Below are 17,469 nucleotides of genomic sequence, written 5' to 3' on the forward strand. Positions count from 1 at the left end.
GTGTCTGTCGCGTTAATGGCGACGGTTCCCCTGGTTGCCCAGGCGCAATTTGCCTATGTCGGGAGCTATAATCCCAACGGCGAAGGCGTCTATCGTTTTCAGGTCGATGCCGCGAGCGGCGCGCTCAGCGGTAAAACGCTGGTCAGCGATCTGCCCAATCCGGCTCAGCTCACCATCGATGCGAAGGGCAAAACCCTCTATGTCGCCAGCGAGAGCGAGAAGGGTGTGGTGGTCGCCTATGCCATTGCGGCAGATGGCAGCCTGAGCAAGCTCAATCAGGTCAGTTCGCAGGGGGCGGGGCCGGTGTACCTCTCCCTGACGCCAGACGGGAAATATCTGCTGGTGGCGAATTACGTCAGCGGTAGTAAAGCGGTGCTGCCGGTCAGGGCGGACGGTGGTCTTGCAGAAGCCAGTGATTCGCAGCAGGATCAGGGCCCGGCGGGCGCTGGGAAGCCTGCAGCGGCAGTAGAGGGAAGCTTTGCCATCAGCGATCATAATGGTCCCCATGCGCATATGATCGCCAGCGATCCCAGCGGTAAATTTGTCTTCTCAACGGATCTGGGGCTGGATCGGCTTTATCAGTACCGACTAAGCAGTGACGGCAAATTACAGGCTAATACCCCGGCGTGGATTTCCGCCTCTTCAGAAGGCGCCGGGCCAAGGCATTTTGTATTCCATCCGGATGGCAAATCGATCTATTTGATCAACGAAGAAGCCTCCACGCTGACCCGCTATCTGCTGAACCGCAAAACCGGAACGCTGACTGAAGCAGCAACCGTGTCTGCACTGCCTGCGGGCTATAAAGGCACCAGTTTTGCTGCCGGTCTGGCGATCGACAGCGCCGGTAAAAACCTCTATGTTGCCAATCGCTTGCACAACAGTATTGGCCATTTCGCTATTGAAGCGAACGGCACGCTGAGTCATAAAGATGACGTGTGGACGCGGGGCGACTACACGCGTACCCTGACGCTGTCACCAGATGGTAAGACCCTGTATGCCATGAACCAGCGCAGCGATAACATCACCCGTTTCCAGGTAGATGCTGCCAGCGGTGCCCTGACGTTCAGCAATGATTACACCGCGGTGGGCGCCCCTTCGCAGTTAGTTTTAACACCTTAATGCGGTTGTGGCTGGAGCTTTCCGGCCGCTTCAGGCTTCCCTGACGACAGGAACATTTGTGAGATTCCCTAACCAACGCCTTGCTCAGCTTTTTGATCTGTTACAAAACGAGACGTTGCCCCAGGACGAGCTGGCGCGACGCTTTGCTGTTTCTACGCGTACCGTCCGGACGGACATCACCACCCTGAACGAGCTGCTGGCCGATCATGGCGTACGTTTTGTCCTGTCACGCGGTGAAGGCTATCAGCTAAAAATTGAGGATGCCGATCGCTACAGTCTGCTGCAACAGCAGTCACCTTCCCATCTTCGTGTGCCCCGGACTTCTGCCGCGCGCGTACACTATCTGTTAACCCGATTTCTTACTTCAGCCTTTTCTCTGAAGCTGGAGGACCTGGCCGACGAGTGGTTTGTCAGCCGGGCCACGCTGCAGAGCGATATGGCTGAAGTAAGAGAGTGGCTGGGGCGCTATCAGCTGGCGATTGAAACCAAGCCCCGCTACGGTATGAAGCTGTTTGGCAGCGAAGTGGCGATGCGCACCTGCCTGACGGATCTGCTCTATCAGATTGCCCAGGAGGACAGCGAAGATCCGCTGCTAAACCTGGAGGCGTTGAACAGCGGCATGCTGGGCACGCTTCAGCCGCTGCTGCATCAGTGTTTCAGCCGCTTCCATATTCGCATGACGGACGACAGCGAGTTTTATCTGCGCCTCTATTGCGCCGTAGCGGTCAGACGTATCAGCGAAGGCTATCCGCTGTCGGACTTCAGCGCAGAGGATGTAGATGAGGACGTGCGCGACGCCGCCCGCCATATCATCAATCTGATGCGGCCCATTACCGGCAAGGCGATTTCGCCTGCGGAAGAGGCCTATCTGCGTGTCAACATTGCGGCACGGCGGGTGGAGGAGATTGCGCCAAGCGCCATCAGCCCGGATGACGGCGAGTCGCTGGTGGACTATATCCTCAGCTACATCAACAACCACTACAACTTCAATCTGCAAAACGATCCCCAGCTGCGTGCGGATTTGCTTACGCATATTAAAACGATGATCACCCGCGTCCGCTATCAGATCAATATTCCCAATCCGCTGCTGAGCAACATTAAACAGCACTATCCGATGGCTTATGACGTCACCCTGGCGGCCGTTTCCAGCTGGGGAAAATATACCCCCTACGTGATTAGCGAAAATGAGATCGGTTTTCTGGTGTTGCATATCGGCGTCGGGCTGGAGCGGCACTACAACGTGGGCTATCAGCGCCATCCGCAGATCCTGCTGGTCTGTGATACCGGCAACTCTACGGTACGGATGATTCAGGCCATGCTGACCCGCAAGTATCCGCAGATCGTTCTCAGCAGCATCATCTCGCTGCGTGAATATGAGCAGAAGAGCACCATTGAGGAGGACTTTGTCATTTCCACGGCGCGCCTGAGCGAGAAAGACAAACCGGTGGTGATGATGTCTCCTTTCCCGACAGAGTATCAGCTTGAGCAGATCGGCAAGCTGGTGCTGGTGGACCGTACCCGTCCCTATATGCTGGAAAAGTACTTCGACGCGGCGCATTTCTGCGTTATCGATCAGCCAATGACTCAGGCCACCCTGTTCCAGACGCTGTGCCAGCAGCTTGAGCAGGAGGGTGTGGTGGAGAGCGATTTCTGGCCTTCCGTTGAAGAGCGAGAGGCGATTGTCAGCACCATGCTGGGTGAAGGCATTGCCTTACCGCACTCGCTGGGCCTGCTGGCGAAGAAAACGGTGGTCTATACCGTGCTGGCTCCACAGGGCATTGCCTGGGGTGATGAGACCGCTTACGTCATTTTCCTGCTGGCCATCAGCAAAACGGAATATGAAGAGGCGATGGCTATCTACGATCTCTTCGTGACGTTTATGCGTGAAAGGGCGATGACAAGGCTGCGTGACAGCGGAGATTTCGCCAGCTTCAAGGCGGTGGCGATGGATTGTCTGAGCAGGCTTTGAGTCTCCGCCGCTGAAAAAATCAGGTATCGGCTTTTCGTCTCTGCCTGGATTGCCGGCGTAGTTTACGCTTGTGTTCAGGCCGGGGGAGCGGGACGTTAAGTCTTCTCTCCACTCCGGCCTGTAGGGGAGGTGCTGCGTTATTTCAGAATAGTGAAGGCTGTGGTCACGTGTTTCACGCCGCTGACCCGGCTGGCCGTATCTGCCGCCGCTTTCGCTTCAGCCTCGGTCACCAGACCCAGCAGGAACACTTCGCCATTTTCGGTGGTGACCTTCACGTTGGACGATTTCACCTGGTCGCTGGAGAGCAACTGTGAACGGACTTTGGTCGTGATCCAGGTATCTGAAGAGGCTGTACCGAACGACGCTTTATCGCCGGTGCGAATTTCGTTATACACCTCGGTTGCCCCATCCACACCTACGGCGATCTGTTTCGCACGGCTGGCGATATCCGCAGAAGGCGCCTGACCCGTCAGCAACACTTTGCCCTGGTAGGCGGTAGCAACGATGTGGGCATCCGTTTTGATTTGTTGATCTTTGGAGAGCGCATTGCTGACGCGCAGTTCTAAGGTGCTGTCATCCACCTGGGTGCCAACGGTGCGGGGGTCAGTGGCGGATTTGGTCGCTACCGCAGCACTGCCGATAACCGCTGCCACGCAGCCCTGTAACATCAGTGCGGTCAGCACCACGGCCATTGCAGATAATGCCTTCATTTAAGCTCCTTCAAACGTCCTGGTGGGGAAATAACGTGTTATCGATTAAATCGCACAGGCAATTCACGGTTAACATATGCATTTCCTGAATCCTCGCGCTTCTGTGCGAGGGGATGCGAATCTCCACATCCTGCGGTCCTAATAAACCGGCGAGCTCGCCGCCGTCATATCCGGTTAGCGCTATGATTGTCATGTCGCGCGTCACCGCTGCTTCTACGGCTTTCACAATGTCACGGCTGTTACCGCGCGTTGAGATAGCCAGCAGAATGTCGCCTGCATGGCCCAGAGCACGGACCTGCTTGGCGTAAATCTCTTCATGCAGCCTGTCATTGCCGATAGCGGTCAGCAGCACGTTATCCGCGCTGAGCGCGATAGCGGGCAGGCTGGGGCGCTCTGTCTCATAGCGATTGATCATGCTGGCCGCAAAATGCTGGGCATTGGCGCTGGAGGTTCCATTGCCACAGCTCAGAATTTTGTTGCCGTTTAAAAGCGACTGTACCATCGTCATCGCTGCGTGGGCGATAGCATCCGGTAACGCCTCTGCGGCTGCGATCTGCGTCTGAATACTTTCGGTAAAACAAACTTTTATTCTTTCCAGCACTTCATTCACCTGGTAAGTCGTTGAGAGGGCACTACTCTGCCGTAAAGGCATTGGATAACCAGTCGACCTGTGTCCCGGTTATCGCCACCACATCAAAGCGGCAGTCTGTCGTCTCCAGACTACTGTTGCGGCTTCTGAGCCACAGCGCGGCAGCATGAAGCAGCTTTTGCTGCTTGCTGCGGGTCACGCTGGCGGCAGCGCCGCCAAAAAGCGCGTTGCGACGATAACGGACTTCGACAAATACCCATGTCATTCTGTCGCGCATGATCAGGTCTATCTCTCCTGCGCGATAGCGGACATTTGCCGCCACAAAGGTCAGGCCTGCGTTCTCCAGCAGGCGGCGGGCCTGTTGCTCATAGCCCGCCCCCGTTTGCTGGCGACTCAGGTTGCCGGAACGATTTGTCCCTGACGATACTGGCTCCATGTCAACTTCCTGTTGATGACGCACTCCTGGGAAGCGCTCAGGTTGCCGGTTTCCCCTTTGATCTGGAAGCCCGGCAGCTGGCGCATTTCGTTAAAGTGGTTAGCCAGTGTCCAGGCATCCACGCCCATGGCATACAGACGAACCAGCGAATAATCATTATTGAAATTTTTCGCTGCCTGCTGCATCAGCGCAGGATTCGCGCCGGACAACAGAGGGGCATCGCTGAACTGCAACCCATCCATCTCCAGACGGTAGTCCGGGCCTGCACCTGCCTGATAGCTGCGCGAGCTGGCATACATCTGCACCATATTACGGCTGCTGACACGCATAGAGATCATCGGTTTGATCAGCTCCATTTCGTTCTGCGTCGCCACAATATAGACCGCATCCACGCTACCGCTTTCACCTGAGGTTGCTGCCGGTTCCTGCACTGGCGCTGGAATGGTCAGCCCGGCAATGCTCACGCCCTGCGGCTGCTCTGGCTGCGGCGTAATCGGCGTACCGGTCAGGCGCAAGCCTGCGCCGCTGTTGATTCCCTGCTTCAGCTCCCCGACAGATCCGAACTGCTGTTGCAGGGCCGCGTTGCCGCCAAGCTTCTGCCATTCAGAGGCAAAGGCTTTACTGACCCTGTCGCCCAGCGAGCTGCGTGGCACCAACAGCAGCGGCGATCGTTTACCTTGATCCCACATATGATGAGCGGCATCTCGGGCTTCGTCTTCAGGAGAAAGCGCAAAGTAGCAAAGATTCGGATGGTTCTGTACCGACTCCGGTTCGTTCAACGCCAGGATATTGAGCGGCGTCTGAAGGGAGGCCAGTTTCTCTACCTCGCTTTTTATCAGCGGGCCGACCACTAACGTGGCGCCATCTCTCTGCGCCTGCGCCAGTACCTGATCAACAGGCTGGGTGCTGGTGTCATAAACCTGCACCTGCGTCGCGCTGGAAGGCGGCGCGGTATCAGCGACATTAGCCGGTTGCGCCGCAGGCTGTGGCTGAGCAGGGGTGCTCTCCGCTGCGGCGTTGCTGTTTGCTTCTGTCGGCGCGGCTGAAGGACTTACTGCCGCAGCGGGATCTGCCGGGTTAGTGTCAGGCTGAGGAGCGCCCTCTGTGGTGGCAGGCGCGTCAGTGGGAGCAGGAGCCGCAGCCTGGGCCAGCACGCCATTTTTAGCGTCGTTAAAGCCTTTCTGAATCGCATTGGCAAAAACCTGTGCCTGACCGCTTAACGGCAGCAGCAACGCGATTTTACCGGTTGAAGACTGCTGGAAGTTCTGCACCTGGCTGAGCGCTGTAGGCAGCATTTTGGCCGCCGGATTGTTAGGGTAGCGGGTCTGCCAGTCGCTAAGGCCCGCTTTTAACATATCCGGATCGTTGCTGTTAGCCCTGTACACGCTCAATAAATCTAACCAGCCCTGCAGAATGTTTTCGTCCGCGTTGATCACCATATTGTTGACCTGATCGGGCGTCAGCTGCACCAGCGTTTGCCAGGTGACGTCGATATTTTTCTGCTTATCGGCCGGATTAGTCAGCAAAGGCTCCTGCGCAATGTAGGCGCGTAGTACCTCCAGAGAGGGACGCCCCTGGTTCACGGCAATCTGCAGCTGATAAAAACGCGACTGTTGTTCTTTCGCTAACGAGGCGACATCCACCTGTTTCAGCAGGTCGGTCGCACCCTTAACATCCTGCTGTGTCAGCTTTAACTGAGCCTCTAACAACAGGGCTTCCTGACGTTGAGTATCGTTCAGCGTCTGCGGCAGGCTGGAGAACTGGTCATTAGCCTGAGGGAACTTCCCTTCATTAAGCAGCGCTTTGATTGCAAGTAATTGCCAGTCAACCTTGTTATCATCTGAGCTTTGCTGCATCTGTTGCAGGTAGTAGTCAGAAGTGCCTGTAGCTGCGCCCTGCACATTCGCCGTTGGCGTTTGCGGGCCCTGGCTGGTACACCCGGCAAACAACAAGGCGGCCAGCAGAACAGGCATGCAGCGTCCTGCTTTGTTATGAATGACTTTCGAAGGAAGCATACTGTATCCAGTGATGTTTTTTTCAAGATGCTCAATATTAAATCGGCAATTCGGATCAAACAATGAAACAACGCGATGATATTTCTTCCAGCACGCTTTATATCGTTCCAACACCGATTGGTAACCTGGGCGATATCACCCAACGTGCGCTATCAGTGCTTGCAGGCGTCGACCTGATCGCAGCGGAAGATACACGTCATACCGGGCTGTTGCTACAACATTTCGCCATCAATGCGCGGCTGTTCGCATTGCACGATCACAATGAACAGCATAAGGCAGAAACATTGCTGGCTAAGCTGCAGGAAGGGCAAAGCATAGCGTTGGTTTCCGATGCCGGCACGCCGCTTATTAACGATCCCGGCTACCATCTGGTCCGTCGTTGCCGCGAAGCTGGCATTCGCGTCGTGCCGCTGCCTGGCGCCTGTGCGGCGATTACAGCATTAAGCGCTGCCGGGTTGCCGTCCGATCGATTCTGTTACGAAGGGTTTCTGCCAGCCAAAAGCAAAGGTCGCTGCGATACTTTGCGCGCCCTTGAACAGGAGCCTCGCACGCTGATTTTCTACGAATCCACCCACCGTCTGCTGGAGAGTCTACAGGATATGGTGACGGTATGGGGAACGGATCGCTATGTGGTGCTCGCCCGTGAGATCACCAAAACGTGGGAGTCCATTCAGGGCGCGCCGGTGGGCGAGCTGCTGGCCTGGGTACTGGAAGATGAGAACCGTCGGAAAGGCGAGATGGTGCTGATTGTCGAGGGATTCCATGCGCAGGAGGATGCACTGCCCCCGGAAGCGCTGCGTACGCTGGCCCTGCTGCAGAAAGAGTTGCCGCTGAAAAAAGCAGCGCAGATCACGGCTGAAATCCACGGCGTGAAAAAGAATGCCCTCTATAAGTATGCTCTGGAGCAGCAAGAGGGGTGACAAACTGCGCGGAATACCCTATTATCCGCGCCGAAGCTGACCAGACAGTCGCCGCTTTGTTGCCGTCCTCCTTCGGGGGAGACAGACAAAGGGGAGGAAAGTCCGGGCTCCATAGGGCAGGGTGCCAGGTAACGCCTGGGGGGCGCAAGCCCACGACCAGTGCAACAGAGAGCAAACCGCCGATGGCCCACTTGTGGGATCAGGTAAGGGTGAAAGGGTGCGGTAAGAGCGCACCGCGCGGCTGGCAACAGTTCGTGGCACGGTAAACTCCACCCGGAGCAAGGCCAAATAGGGGTTCACCAGGTACGGCCCGTACTGAACCCGGGTAGGCTGCTTGAGCCAGTGAGCGATTGCTGGCCTAGATGAATGACTGTCCTCGACAGAACCCGGCTTACCGGTCAGCTTCAACAATCAAAGAAACCCCGCTCCGGCGGGGTTTTTGCGTTTAAGTCTGAGTATGACGATGAATGACTCTCCTCGACGCTCTTTATAAAAAGAAAGCGGCTTACCGGTCAGCTTCAACAATCAAAGAAACCCCGCTTCGGCGAAGTTTTTGCGTTTAAGTCTGAGTATGACGATGAATGACTGTCCTCGACGCTCTTTATAAAAAGAAAGCGGCTTACCGGTCAGCTTCAACAATCAAAGAAACCCCGCTTCGGCGGGGTTTTTGCGTTTCAACGGGCAGGGTAAAGCAAGCTTTCTGCTTTCTTCGTTACGGGAAAGAGGATTAGCAGGTAAACTTCAGGGATCGTTCGTAAATCCTTGTGGGGAGCAGAGTATGAATACGGGACCGCTTAACGAAGAGCAACTGGAGTGGCTGGATGAGGTGTTGCTGGAGTATGGCAACGATGAATCCGTGCTGGATATCTCTGAGCTGGACGGCATGCTGACTGCGGTGCTTTCCGGGCCAAATAAGTTGGAGAATTCAGTCTGGCTCACGGGGATGTGGGGCGGACAGCAGCATATTCCCCGCTGGGCTGATGAAGCGGAAGAGGCCCGGTTCAACGACCTCCTGTTCCAGCACAAGAACGATATTGCCGAAAGACTTTCATCGGCCCCTGACCAGTTCGATCCGCTGTTTGGCTACAGCACCGTTGATGATGAAGATTACATCGTGGTGGAAGAGTGGTGTTTCGGCTATCTGCGAGGTGTGGGGCTGGACAACTGGTCAGCCCTGCCGGAAACCCTGCTGCCCGCGCTTGACGCGATTGCGCTGCATGCTTCAGAAGAGGGGGCCGCAATCATTGATAAAATGACACCAGAAGAGTACGAACGCAGTCAGGCTGTTATCAGCCCCGCCGCATTGCAGCTTTATGGTTACTGGTCGGCACTGCGTAAATCTGACGTCTGATTTTCACCGCTGCTGCAAAAAGAAAACCCCGCGTAAGCGGGGTTTTGCTTTGTATATGAAAAATTTCCCTGGTGCCGCAATGAGCTGTATATCACAAACGCACAGCTCCGTTTTCGTCTGATTCTGTTTCAGATCGCTAAATTTCCCTGGTGCCGGCTTAAATTAAACAGGCAAATCAATAATCAGCGCGCGCAGCGGTGTCTCAGCAACCAGAGTCACGCTCTGTTCATCACAGACAAAGGCACCGTCGCCACAGACTAACTCTTCTTTAGCCTGGGAACTGGCAACCGCATTTAAACTGCCGTGGATCGACTGCACATAGGCGCGTGGCCCGTTAAGCTTCACGGTCTGCGTCTCCCCCGGCTTCAGCACGACGTGGTGAACCCAGACCTGTTGACGCAGTTGCAGGCTCCGATCCGCACCGTCAGGTGAAGCGAGCAGCGTATAACGGACCTTTTCAGCCATCTGTATCCGCTGTATGCCAGAATTCTCACGCTCAGGGCAGGCATCCAGCCACAGCTGCATACGCGTCAGTTCCTGCTCTTTACTGAGGTTGAATTCGCTGTAGCTTACGCCAGGCTGGGTCGACAACAGTAAAGCCTCGCCCGCGCAGACGGTGACATGATTGCCCTCGCTGTCACGATATTCTGCCTCTCCCTGCAAGATCAGATTCAGTACATCGACCTTTGGATAGGTTCTTGGTTGAAAGGAAGCCCCTGGTGCCAGCACTTCCTGGTTGAGCACGCGTAATGACGCATAGCCCAGTAATTTAGGGTCAAAATAGTGGCCAAAGGAAAAGGTATAGCGCGCTTGCAGCCAGCCATAATCAGCCTTGCCACACTCTTGCGCGGTGCGACTGGTAATCATATATCCTCCCCGGTCAGTTCATTTCGCCAACCGTTTATTATCCTTCTATGGTAAGTTTCTGGACGGCAGATTGTTAGCCAGTTAATCTGCTCGGTATATTCAAAATTCCTGACAGAGAACTGCTATGGCTAAAGACCGCGCCCTGACGCTGGAAGCGCTGAGAGTGATGGATGCGATTGATCGGCGGGGAAGTTTTGCGGCTGCGGCGGATGAGCTGGGCCGCGTACCTTCTGCCCTGAGTTACACGATGCAGAAGCTGGAAGAAGAGTTGGATGTGGTGCTGTTTGACCGTTCCGGGCATCGTACCAAATTTACCAACGTAGGCCGGATGCTGCTTGAGCGCGGAAGAGTGTTGCTGGAAGCGGCCGATAAGCTGACGACAGATGCCGAAGCGTTGGCGAGAGGGTGGGAAACACACCTGACAATCGTCACGGAAGCGCTGGTGCCCAGCCGCTATCTGTTTCCGCTGCTGGATAAGCTCGCCGAAAAAGCCAATACGCAAATTTCGCTGGTCACTGAGGTTCTTGCGGGTGCCTGGGAGCGGCTGGAGCAAGGCCGGGCGGATATTGTGATTGCGCCGGATATGCATTTCCGCGCCTCGTCGGAGATCAATACCCGCAAGCTCTACAGCATGATCAGCGTGATAGTAGCCAGCCCGGATCACCCCATTCATAACGAGCCAGAGCCGCTGTCAGAGGTCACCAGGGTGAAATATCGCGGGATTGCCGTCGCGGATACCGCGCGGGAACGTCCGGTGCTCACTGTGCAACTGCTGGACAAGCAACAACGGCTGACCGTCAGCTCAATCGAAGATAAGCACCGTGCGCTGCTTGCCGGGCTTGGGGTGGCTTCCATGCCCTATCCGATGGTGGAAAAAGATATTGCCGAAGGGCGGTTGCGCGTTGTCAGCCCGGAATATACCCGCGAGGTTGACATTATCATGGCCTGGCGACGCGACAGCATGGGTGAAGCGAAAGCCTGGTGCCTGCGTGAAATCCCAAAACTGATGGCGAAGCGGAGCAACTAAACCGCGCCTTATGCCAGTATCCAGGTGAAACAGCGCATCAAGCCGCCTGGAGAGAGAAAAACGGTCTCCCTGAAAAAGGAGGCCGTTTTCGTTGCTGCCGGCAGCATAAAGCTTAACGGAATCGCTCGTCGCGGCCGTGAGGCTCATCCCAGTTGAAAGCCGGGCCGAGAGAGATCACCCCGGATGGGTTGATCGTTTTATGACTGCAGTAGTAGTGATGGCGGATATGCGGCAGATTGACCGTTTCTGCCAGACCCGGCATCTGATAGATTTCCCGCAGGAAGCCATTCAGATTCAGGTAATCACTAATACGGTGCCTGTCGCATTTGAAATGCGTCACGTAGACCGGGTCAAATCTTACCAGGGTCGTCCACAGCCGCAGATCGGCTTCTGTCAGCCTGTCGCCGGTAAGATAGCGGTGCTGACCGAGCATTTGCTCAAGGCGATCCAGCGAGCGGAACAGCGCGGTAACCGCTTCATCATAAGCCTGCTGGGAAGTGGCAAAGCCAGATTTATAGACGCCGTTATTCACGGTGTCGTAAACCCAGCTATTCACCTCATCAATTTTGCTGCGCAGATCGGCAGGATAGTAATCTCCCGCTTTTGCTCCAACGGCATCAAAAGCGCTGTTGAACATGCGCAGGATATCGGCAGACTCGTTGCTGACGATGGTATTTTGCTGCTTGTCCCACAGCACGGGAACGGTCACGCGGCCGGTATACTCTTTATCCGCATGCAGATAGAGCTGATAAAGGTATTCGTTTTGGTAGAGGCTGTCGCCCGTGGCTGCCGGAAAGTTATCATCGAACGTCCAGCCATTTTCCAGCATCAGTGGATGAACCACAGAAACTGAAATAAGTGATTCGAGGCCTTTCAGCGAGCGCATAATCAGCGTGCGATGCGCCCAGGGGCAGGCCAGAGAAACATAGAGGTGATAACGATCTGCTTCAGCACGAAAGCCGCCGTTACCGGACGGGCCTGCTTCGCCATCGACGGTTACCCAGTTACGGAATGCCGATTCCGAGCGCTTGAAACGTCCGCCGGTGGATTTGGTATCGTACCAGTTATCGTGCCAGACACCGTCAATCAGTTGTCCCATGATTCCTCCCTCCTACAAATGAAAAAGCGAGGATATCGTCTCCTCGCTTCGATGCTACTGAGTATAGCGGGTGTTTCTTACCATTTTTTGTTCAGGATACGATCCAGACTGATTGCGCCAGGGCCGGTAATGAACAGCAGCAGATAGCCACCGGCAATGCTCAGGTTTTTCATAAAGTTGATTGAGTTACCATCCACAGAGAAATCAGCGTGGAAGACAAACGCGGTGATCAGGGTAAACAGGGCAGTCACAATCGCGGTGAAGCGAGTCAGAAGACCGAACAGAATTGCCAGGCCGCCGCCAAATTCAAGCAGAATGGTCAGTGGCAGGAAAAAGCCCGGGACGCCCATATGCTCCATATATTGCTGAGTACCGGCATAGCCGTTAATTTTTCCCCAACCCGCCACAATAAACAGCACTGGCATCAGAATGCGCGCAACCAAAAAGCCGATATCTTCTAATTTTTTCATGATTGACCCTAACAAGTTTTATCAGGCAGGCAATCTCACCTGCAACGTTTTATTCAGGCCTGACACGTGTTTACCGCTCAGTACCGTTCGTTGCAGAAGATAATATTCGTGAAAGGGAAGTATTGTAAGCGAGATAAACTGTCGAAGTTCTTCAGGAAAATTGAATGGCAGGATCGGGCCAGATGTTGCTGGGTTAAGAAGGAGTAGAGGAATAAAAAAGCCCCTCTCAGCGAGGGCTGAAGGGGCTAACGGCGGGGAAGATAGGCACGGACCATGCGCCAGGTGCTCCACGCGCCAATGCCGCGCTTCGCCCAGCGGGTAATAAAGCGCGGGTTGCGTACTGACCAGATAGCCATCAGGCCGCTTCCCACCGCCACATAGCGCCGCAGACCAACCAGCGTCAGCCAGCCGTGATCATAGCGGGCCGTGCTGGCCAGAAAACGCTTTTTACCGGCGCTCAGGTCAAGCCGCTGCTGCTGGATTTCACGCAGCAGCCCGGCTTTGCGTTCATCACGCTCGCGGCTCATTACTCATCCTCCAGCAGCTTCCGATCGGACTTCAGCTCTTTACGGGTGACGCTTAACAGCGTTGAGCGGCGTGATTTGGCGAGTGTCCAGAGCCCAAAGATAAGAGCCAGAGCGAACAGCACGCCCGTGGTGACGCCAATCGCCATCAGGCGATACTGTGCATCGACTGCCCAGATGATCAGCACCATCAGGCTCATCAGACCGAACGCGGTGAAGAGCATGGTAAGCCCAATCATGATCAGCATCTGGATCAGATTGGCTTTCTCTTCCTCAAGCTCGACGACGGCCAGCCGCACACGCGTTTCCACAATCCCCACTATCGTGGTGACGATACGCTGTCCGATATCAATGACCCCTTTGCCGGGGCCGTGGCGTTGTTGAGAATCTGCCATAATCAACGGCGCGTCAGCAGGACACCCAGTACCACACCAATGGCGGCACCAATTCCTACGCTGGTCCAGGGGTTTTCACGCACGTAAACATCAGCCTGATCGGCCACTTCACGTGAGGTTTGAGCAATACGCTCACCAGAGTCGCCCAGGCGTGCACGAGTATCTTTCAGCGCGCTTTGCGCTTTGCTGCGCAGCTTGTCCAGCTCGGTTTTGGATTTGTCACCGGTATTGCTCAGTACTTCTTCCAGCGTATCCGCCAGGGTTTTCAGCTCTGCACGCAGATGTTCAGACGTAGTATCTTTTGACATGACAAACTCCTTTGATGGTCAGTAATGAGAGTCCGGCGCCGCTTACTCAGTAAGGTGCAGCCTGAACTTCCTTCAGTTTTTGTTCTGCTTCTGCCAGTTTTCTTTCACGCTTGGCAATTTTTTTACTGTCATCGCCGTCCGCTTTTTCTTTCTCCAGCTCTTTCTGCCGCTCGGCCACTTTTTGCTTCAGTTCAGTAATCTTATCCTGATGCTGCGCCTTCAGCTTTTCATCAGTGCAGCCCGCTTTCGCTTCCGTCAGCGCGCGCTCCAGGCCAGTGACACGACGTTGATTGTCATGTTTTTGGGCCAGGTCGATTTCATGCTGAATTTCCTGCTCTTTTTGCAGACAGAGTGTGTCCGCAGCAGTGGCAAAAGTGGTCAGAGTAAACAGGCTGAGTCCGAGGAGAGTGCGGTATTTCATGCTTATAATTACCTTCCATTGTGTTGGGTCGCTATATGACCCGCTAGTCCTGAAAAACGAATCGGGTCTCTCTGGCCTGATAAGCATAGTCAGAAAACCTGAAAAGCTCAAAAAGAGAGAAGATTCTTAGAGATAGCTTGCTGATCCGGCTGAAAACTAGCCTACCGACTGCTTTCGCAGGCTGAGGCGGTTCATCAGTTGTGAGGAGCCAGGGGGATTGAACTGGCTGATATCGAAGCCATACGGCAGCATCTGGTGCAGGACTTTCTCCGCCGCAATGCTCTGTTCTTGAGTATCAAAACGTATCACCAGCGAATCATTGTCCGGCGTGATGCTTTTTATGGGGATTCCTTCAGCGTTAAGTCGCTGATAAACATAAAAACCATCGGGCAGCGTCGTGCCCTGTCGTGAGACGCGAATTTGCAGCGCCGTCTCGTTACGAAAGAGCGAAGGGACAAATATCACCAGCATCAGTGCGGCAAGAGAGAGCGTGAGGATGGATAACATCCGCACTGAGAGATAGGGTTTGAGTAGAGCCAGCATTATGAGTTTCCTTTCTCATTGTTCGCGCTGCGCTTTTTGCGCCAGAGCACGACCAGTGAGCCAACCAAACCAAAGACCAGCAGTACCAGCGGCAGCAGCATCAGACAGAACATCAGCTGGTCTTCGTATTTGCGAAAAATAGGGGTCTTGCCCAGCGCAAAGCCCAGCACCGTCAGAATCAGCACCCACAGCAGCGCGCTTATCCAGTTAAAGAACTGGAAGCGGGTATTACTCAGGCCTGAAAGGCCAGCAATAGTGGGCAGCAGCGTTCTGACAAAGGCGATAAAGCGGCCGATAAGCAGAGCAGAAAGACCATGTTTGTGGAAAAGTTGATGGGCCCGCTGATGATATTGCGCGGGCAGGTGCGACAGCCACTTTTGCACGGTAGGGGTGTTGCCCAGCCATTTCCCCTGTAAATAGCTGACCCAGCAGCCGAGGCTTGCCGCCGTGGTAAGAATAAACAAGGTCATAGGGAAGGTTAAGGTTCCTTTAGCAATCAGTACGCCCACTAATACCAACAGGCTGTCGCCGGGCAGAAAAGCAGCCGGAAGCAGGCCATTTTCCAGAAAAAGGATCATAAACAGGACAAAATAGATGGCCCAGACCAGAGTAGGGTCGGAAAGGGTGACAAAATCTTGTTGCCAAAGCGCTTGAACCAGGGCTTTAAAAATATCCATTGGGTGTTCCCGAACATCATTGTTTACGGTGTTCTGCACGAGGCCGACGCGAAGAGTTAATCGTTATTATGAGCGCGGCACCCAGTCTGAACACAGACAGTATTATGGTTAACAGGCAAAACGGAACGCCCCCCTGAATACCCTCTAACGGGTAAGAAAAGGCGTTTAACTGTAACAAAATAGCGGCGAATGAGACAGGAGAAACTCGTCGCCAACGTTGTTTTACAGGGCCTGGGAGTCAGGTAAAAGAAGTTTTACACAGGCTGACATTATAGCGCTTATTTTGCAAAGAATTGAGCGAGAGCGATATTTATTAAAATGCGATTTATCAAGCTTTGAGCTGAAAAAAGCCATGAGTAGCTTATTTCTAAATTTTTTGCAGCTTCCCCATGTTTGCTGCTGGCGAAAAAAGTGCCTGAACGGGTTTTTATACACAATTAAACCCTTAATGTGTGATCAATCCTGCAATTACCCGGCGAGGAGAGGGACAACCCTCCTGCTACCTTTTAAACATGAAGCCATTCGTCGGCCATCCTTCAGCGCTGACTCATTCTCAGCTTTCAGGTAAAGGATGTGGCTATGTCAGCATTGAACCGCAAAAACTTCCCGGGGCGGGCTTACCCAACAAGAATCATTCAGTTCGGCGAGGGCAATTTCCTGCGCGCTTTCATTGGCTGGCAAATTGACCTGTTGAATGAACATACCGACATTGACGCCGGTATTGTCGTGGTGCGCCCGCGCAACAGCCAGACCACGCGGAGCCTTAATTCCCAGGATGGGCTCTATACCACCCTGATCCGAGGCGTGAACGAGCAGGGGAAAGTGGTGAGCGAACCCCGGCTAATCCGCTCAGTGAATGCCGAGATCCATCCATGGCGGCAATACGAAGCGTTTATGGCGCTGGCAAAAGAGGAGGGGATCCGCTTCGTTTTCTCTAATACTACCGAAGCCGGTATTTACTACGATGCAAACGATCGGCTGGAAGAGAGACCGCCCGCCAGTTTTCCCGCCAGGCTGACGCAACTGCTGTTTGCCCGCTGGCAGCACTTTTGCGGCGCCAGCGATAAAGGCTGGGTGATGCTGCCCTGTGAGCTGATTGATGATAACGGCGAGGCGCTGAAGGCACTGGTACTGCGCTACGCGCACGAGTGGGCGCTCCCTTCTGCCTTTGTGCAGTGGCTTGAGCAGCACAACACCTTCTGCTCAACGCTGGTCGACAGAATTGTTACCGGCTATCCGCAGGAAGCCGTAGAAATCCAGCAGCAACTGGGCTATCAGGATGAGTATCTGGTGGCGGGAGAGATCTATTACCTGCTGGCGATCCAGGGGCCTGCCTGGCTTGAACAGGCGCTTTGTCTGGACAAATTCCCGCTTAATATCCGGCTGGTGGAGGATATCAGACCCTATAAAGAGCAGAAGGTAGCGATCCTGAATGGGGCACATACGGCCATGATGCCGGTCGCTTACCTCGCCGGACTGGATACGGTTGGGGAAGCGATGGCCGATGCTGATATTGCCGCTTTCGTTAACGGCACGCTGAGAGAGGAGATTATTCCCACGCTTTCCCAGCACCCGGATGAGCTAAACAGCTTTGCCGATGCGGTACTGAGCCGTTTCCGTAATCCTTTTATTCATCATCAGTTACAGGCTATCGCCCTGAACAGCATGACCAAGTTTCGTACTCGTTTACTGCCTCAAATCCTGAGGCACTGTCAGTTGCATGGCGAGCCGCCTGCGCGTCTCACCTTTGCTTTTGCCGCCTTGCTGGCTTATTACCGTGGCAAACGGGGAGAGGAGAGCTTTGCTATGCAGGATGATGAAGCCTGGCTGACAACATTCGCCACGCTGTGGCAGCAGGTGGATAGTGGAAAAATGGCGCCGCAACAGCTGGTGGAAGCGGTGCTGAGCGCGTCGGACCACTGGGGCGAAGACTTAAACGGCGTTAGCGGCTTAACTGCCACGCTGACTGAACATGTGCAACGCATTGTCGGTGACGGTGTGCGTCAGGCATTGATTCGTTTGAACTGAG

General features: G+C 54.6%; 19 protein-coding genes and 1 other RNA gene. 7 read left to right on the forward strand and 13 right to left on the reverse strand.

The features are described 5' to 3' along the window. Positions 1-15 precede the first annotated feature (15 nt). Together SD961_RS01200 and SD961_RS01205 are read left to right on the forward strand one after the other, a co-directional pair. Positions 16-1,119 (forward strand): lactonase family protein, encoded by a 1,104-nt coding sequence (locus SD961_RS01200; protein ID WP_318788922.1) that lies wholly within the window; start codon positions 16-18, stop codon positions 1,117-1,119. Positions 1,120-1,177: 58 nt separating this feature from the next. Beyond that, on the forward strand, positions 1,178-3,088 hold the full coding sequence (locus SD961_RS01205; RefSeq protein ID WP_318788588.1) for a BglG family transcription antiterminator: 1,911 nt from the start codon (positions 1,178-1,180) through the stop codon (positions 3,086-3,088). Positions 3,089-3,225: 137 nt separating this feature from the next. Here the strand turns inward: SD961_RS01205 and dolP are convergent, their stop codons facing one another. Genes dolP through SD961_RS01225 form a run of 4 tightly spaced genes read right to left on the reverse strand, consistent with a single transcriptional unit; the run spans position 3,226 to position 6,838 of the window. Further along, complete coding sequence (dolP, locus tag SD961_RS01210; protein WP_318788589.1) at positions 3,226-3,798, reverse strand: division/outer membrane stress-associated lipid-binding lipoprotein; 573 nt, start codon at positions 3,796-3,798, stop codon at positions 3,226-3,228. 10 nt (positions 3,799-3,808) lie between these two features. Continuing rightward, the gene (diaA, locus tag SD961_RS01215; protein WP_412916637.1) at positions 3,809-4,450 is read right to left on the reverse strand and encodes a DnaA initiator-associating protein DiaA; all 642 of its coding nucleotides are present in this window, start codon (positions 4,448-4,450) and stop codon (positions 3,809-3,811) included. Next, positions 4,431-4,823: a YraN family protein gene (locus tag SD961_RS01220; RefSeq protein ID WP_318788590.1), complete on the reverse strand. Its 393-nt coding sequence runs from the start codon at positions 4,821-4,823 to the stop codon at positions 4,431-4,433. The genes diaA and SD961_RS01220 overlap by 20 nt, the downstream gene beginning before the upstream one ends. Next, the gene (locus tag SD961_RS01225; protein ID WP_318788591.1) at positions 4,781-6,838 is read right to left on the reverse strand and encodes a penicillin-binding protein activator; all 2,058 of its coding nucleotides are present in this window, start codon (positions 6,836-6,838) and stop codon (positions 4,781-4,783) included. The genes SD961_RS01220 and SD961_RS01225 overlap by 43 nt, the downstream gene beginning before the upstream one ends. Before the next feature lie 62 nt (positions 6,839-6,900). Here SD961_RS01225 and rsmI point away from each other — a divergent pair, with 62 nt between their 5' ends. From rsmI to SD961_RS01240, 3 genes are all read left to right on the forward strand, one after another. Then, positions 6,901-7,758: a 16S rRNA (cytidine(1402)-2'-O)-methyltransferase gene (rsmI, locus tag SD961_RS01230; RefSeq protein WP_318788592.1), complete on the forward strand. Its 858-nt coding sequence runs from the start codon at positions 6,901-6,903 to the stop codon at positions 7,756-7,758. A 32-nt stretch (positions 7,759-7,790) separates the two neighbouring features. Further along, positions 7,791-8,168: RNase P RNA component class A (gene rnpB, locus SD961_RS01235), an RNA gene on the forward strand. Positions 8,169-8,536: 368 nt separating this feature from the next. Then, on the forward strand, positions 8,537-9,109 hold the full coding sequence (locus SD961_RS01240) for a UPF0149 family protein (RefSeq protein ID WP_318788593.1): 573 nt from the start codon (positions 8,537-8,539) through the stop codon (positions 9,107-9,109). 162 nt (positions 9,110-9,271) lie between these two features. Here the strand turns inward: SD961_RS01240 and SD961_RS01245 are convergent, their stop codons facing one another. Then, positions 9,272-9,976, reverse strand: coding sequence for a pirin family protein (locus SD961_RS01245; protein ID WP_318788595.1), 705 nt, complete (start codon positions 9,974-9,976; stop codon positions 9,272-9,274). 124 nt (positions 9,977-10,100) lie between these two features. Between SD961_RS01245 and SD961_RS01250 the strand changes: the two genes are divergently transcribed. Then, entirely contained in the window at positions 10,101-11,003 is a 903-nt protein-coding gene (locus SD961_RS01250) for a LysR family transcriptional regulator (protein WP_318788596.1), read from the forward strand. Between the two features lie 112 nt (positions 11,004-11,115). On the opposite strand, the gene SD961_RS01255 is transcribed toward SD961_RS01250, so the two are convergent. From SD961_RS01255 to SD961_RS01290, 8 genes are all read right to left on the reverse strand, one after another. Next, the gene (locus tag SD961_RS01255) at positions 11,116-12,102 is read right to left on the reverse strand and encodes a glutathione S-transferase family protein (RefSeq protein WP_318788598.1); all 987 of its coding nucleotides are present in this window, start codon (positions 12,100-12,102) and stop codon (positions 11,116-11,118) included. A gap of 77 nt (positions 12,103-12,179) precedes the next feature. Then, a complete protein-coding gene (locus SD961_RS01260; protein ID WP_306208300.1) occupies positions 12,180-12,572 on the reverse strand; it encodes a DoxX family protein in 393 nt (130 codons plus the stop codon). 245 nt (positions 12,573-12,817) lie between these two features. Then, positions 12,818-13,099, reverse strand: a complete 282-nt coding sequence (locus tag SD961_RS01265) for a YqjK-like family protein (protein ID WP_318788599.1) — start codon at positions 13,097-13,099, stop codon at positions 12,818-12,820. Continuing rightward, positions 13,099-13,491 carry a phage holin family protein gene (locus SD961_RS01270; protein ID WP_318788600.1) on the reverse strand — a complete coding sequence of 131 codons (393 nt, stop codon included), beginning with the start codon at positions 13,489-13,491 and terminating at the stop codon, positions 13,099-13,101. The genes SD961_RS01265 and SD961_RS01270 overlap by 1 nt, the downstream gene beginning before the upstream one ends. 2 nt (positions 13,492-13,493) lie before the next feature. Continuing rightward, positions 13,494-13,799, reverse strand: coding sequence for a DUF883 family protein (locus SD961_RS01275; RefSeq protein WP_306208296.1), 306 nt, complete (start codon positions 13,797-13,799; stop codon positions 13,494-13,496). A gap of 46 nt (positions 13,800-13,845) precedes the next feature. After that, on the reverse strand, positions 13,846-14,220 hold the full coding sequence (locus tag SD961_RS01280) for a DUF1090 domain-containing protein (RefSeq protein ID WP_318788601.1): 375 nt from the start codon (positions 14,218-14,220) through the stop codon (positions 13,846-13,848). A gap of 156 nt (positions 14,221-14,376) precedes the next feature. Further along, entirely contained in the window at positions 14,377-14,727 is a 351-nt protein-coding gene (gene mzrA, locus SD961_RS01285) for an EnvZ/OmpR regulon moderator MzrA (RefSeq protein WP_412916641.1), read from the reverse strand. Positions 14,728-14,762: 35 nt separating this feature from the next. Further along, entirely contained in the window at positions 14,763-15,440 is a 678-nt protein-coding gene (locus tag SD961_RS01290; protein ID WP_318788603.1) for a DedA family protein, read from the reverse strand. Positions 15,441-16,019: 579 nt separating this feature from the next. Between SD961_RS01290 and SD961_RS01295 the strand changes: the two genes are divergently transcribed. Beyond that, positions 16,020-17,468 carry a tagaturonate reductase gene (locus tag SD961_RS01295; protein ID WP_318788604.1) on the forward strand — a complete coding sequence of 483 codons (1,449 nt, stop codon included), beginning with the start codon at positions 16,020-16,022 and terminating at the stop codon, positions 17,466-17,468. The last annotated feature ends 1 nt before the right edge of the window (position 17,469 follow it).

Origin of the sequence: Erwinia sp. MMLR14_017 (assembly GCF_033657285.1) — a bacterium.
Lineage (GTDB): Bacteria > Pseudomonadota > Gammaproteobacteria > Enterobacterales > Enterobacteriaceae > Erwinia.

Bases quoted from the DNA above. Each gene is read 5' to 3' on its own strand.
- SD961_RS01200 (WP_318788922.1), top strand. From the start codon at position 16: ATGGCGACGGTTCCCCTGGTTGCCCAGGCGCAATTTGCCTATGTCGGG.
- dolP (WP_318788589.1), bottom strand. From the start codon at position 3,798: ATGAAGGCATTATCTGCAATGGCCGTGGTGCTGACCGCACTGATGTTA.
- diaA (WP_412916637.1), bottom strand. From the start codon at position 4,450: ATGCCTTTACGGCAGAGTAGTGCCCTCTCAACGACTTACCAGGTGAAT.
- SD961_RS01220 (WP_318788590.1), bottom strand. From the start codon at position 4,823: ATGGAGCCAGTATCGTCAGGGACAAATCGTTCCGGCAACCTGAGTCGC.
- SD961_RS01225 (WP_318788591.1), bottom strand. From the start codon at position 6,838: ATGCTTCCTTCGAAAGTCATTCATAACAAAGCAGGACGCTGCATGCCT.
- rsmI (WP_318788592.1), top strand. From the start codon at position 6,901: ATGAAACAACGCGATGATATTTCTTCCAGCACGCTTTATATCGTTCCA.
- SD961_RS01240 (WP_318788593.1), top strand. From the start codon at position 8,537: ATGAATACGGGACCGCTTAACGAAGAGCAACTGGAGTGGCTGGATGAG.
- SD961_RS01245 (WP_318788595.1), bottom strand. From the start codon at position 9,976: ATGATTACCAGTCGCACCGCGCAAGAGTGTGGCAAGGCTGATTATGGC.
- SD961_RS01250 (WP_318788596.1), top strand. From the start codon at position 10,101: ATGGCTAAAGACCGCGCCCTGACGCTGGAAGCGCTGAGAGTGATGGAT.
- SD961_RS01255 (WP_318788598.1), bottom strand. From the start codon at position 12,102: ATGGGACAACTGATTGACGGTGTCTGGCACGATAACTGGTACGATACC.
- SD961_RS01260 (WP_306208300.1), bottom strand. From the start codon at position 12,572: ATGAAAAAATTAGAAGATATCGGCTTTTTGGTTGCGCGCATTCTGATG.
- SD961_RS01265 (WP_318788599.1), bottom strand. From the start codon at position 13,099: ATGAGCCGCGAGCGTGATGAACGCAAAGCCGGGCTGCTGCGTGAAATC.
- SD961_RS01270 (WP_318788600.1), bottom strand. From the start codon at position 13,491: ATGGCAGATTCTCAACAACGCCACGGCCCCGGCAAAGGGGTCATTGAT.
- SD961_RS01275 (WP_306208296.1), bottom strand. From the start codon at position 13,799: ATGTCAAAAGATACTACGTCTGAACATCTGCGTGCAGAGCTGAAAACC.
- SD961_RS01280 (WP_318788601.1), bottom strand. From the start codon at position 14,220: ATGAAATACCGCACTCTCCTCGGACTCAGCCTGTTTACTCTGACCACT.
- mzrA (WP_412916641.1), bottom strand. From the start codon at position 14,727: ATGTTATCCATCCTCACGCTCTCTCTTGCCGCACTGATGCTGGTGATA.
- SD961_RS01290 (WP_318788603.1), bottom strand. From the start codon at position 15,440: ATGGATATTTTTAAAGCCCTGGTTCAAGCGCTTTGGCAACAAGATTTT.
- SD961_RS01295 (WP_318788604.1), top strand. From the start codon at position 16,020: ATGTCAGCATTGAACCGCAAAAACTTCCCGGGGCGGGCTTACCCAACA.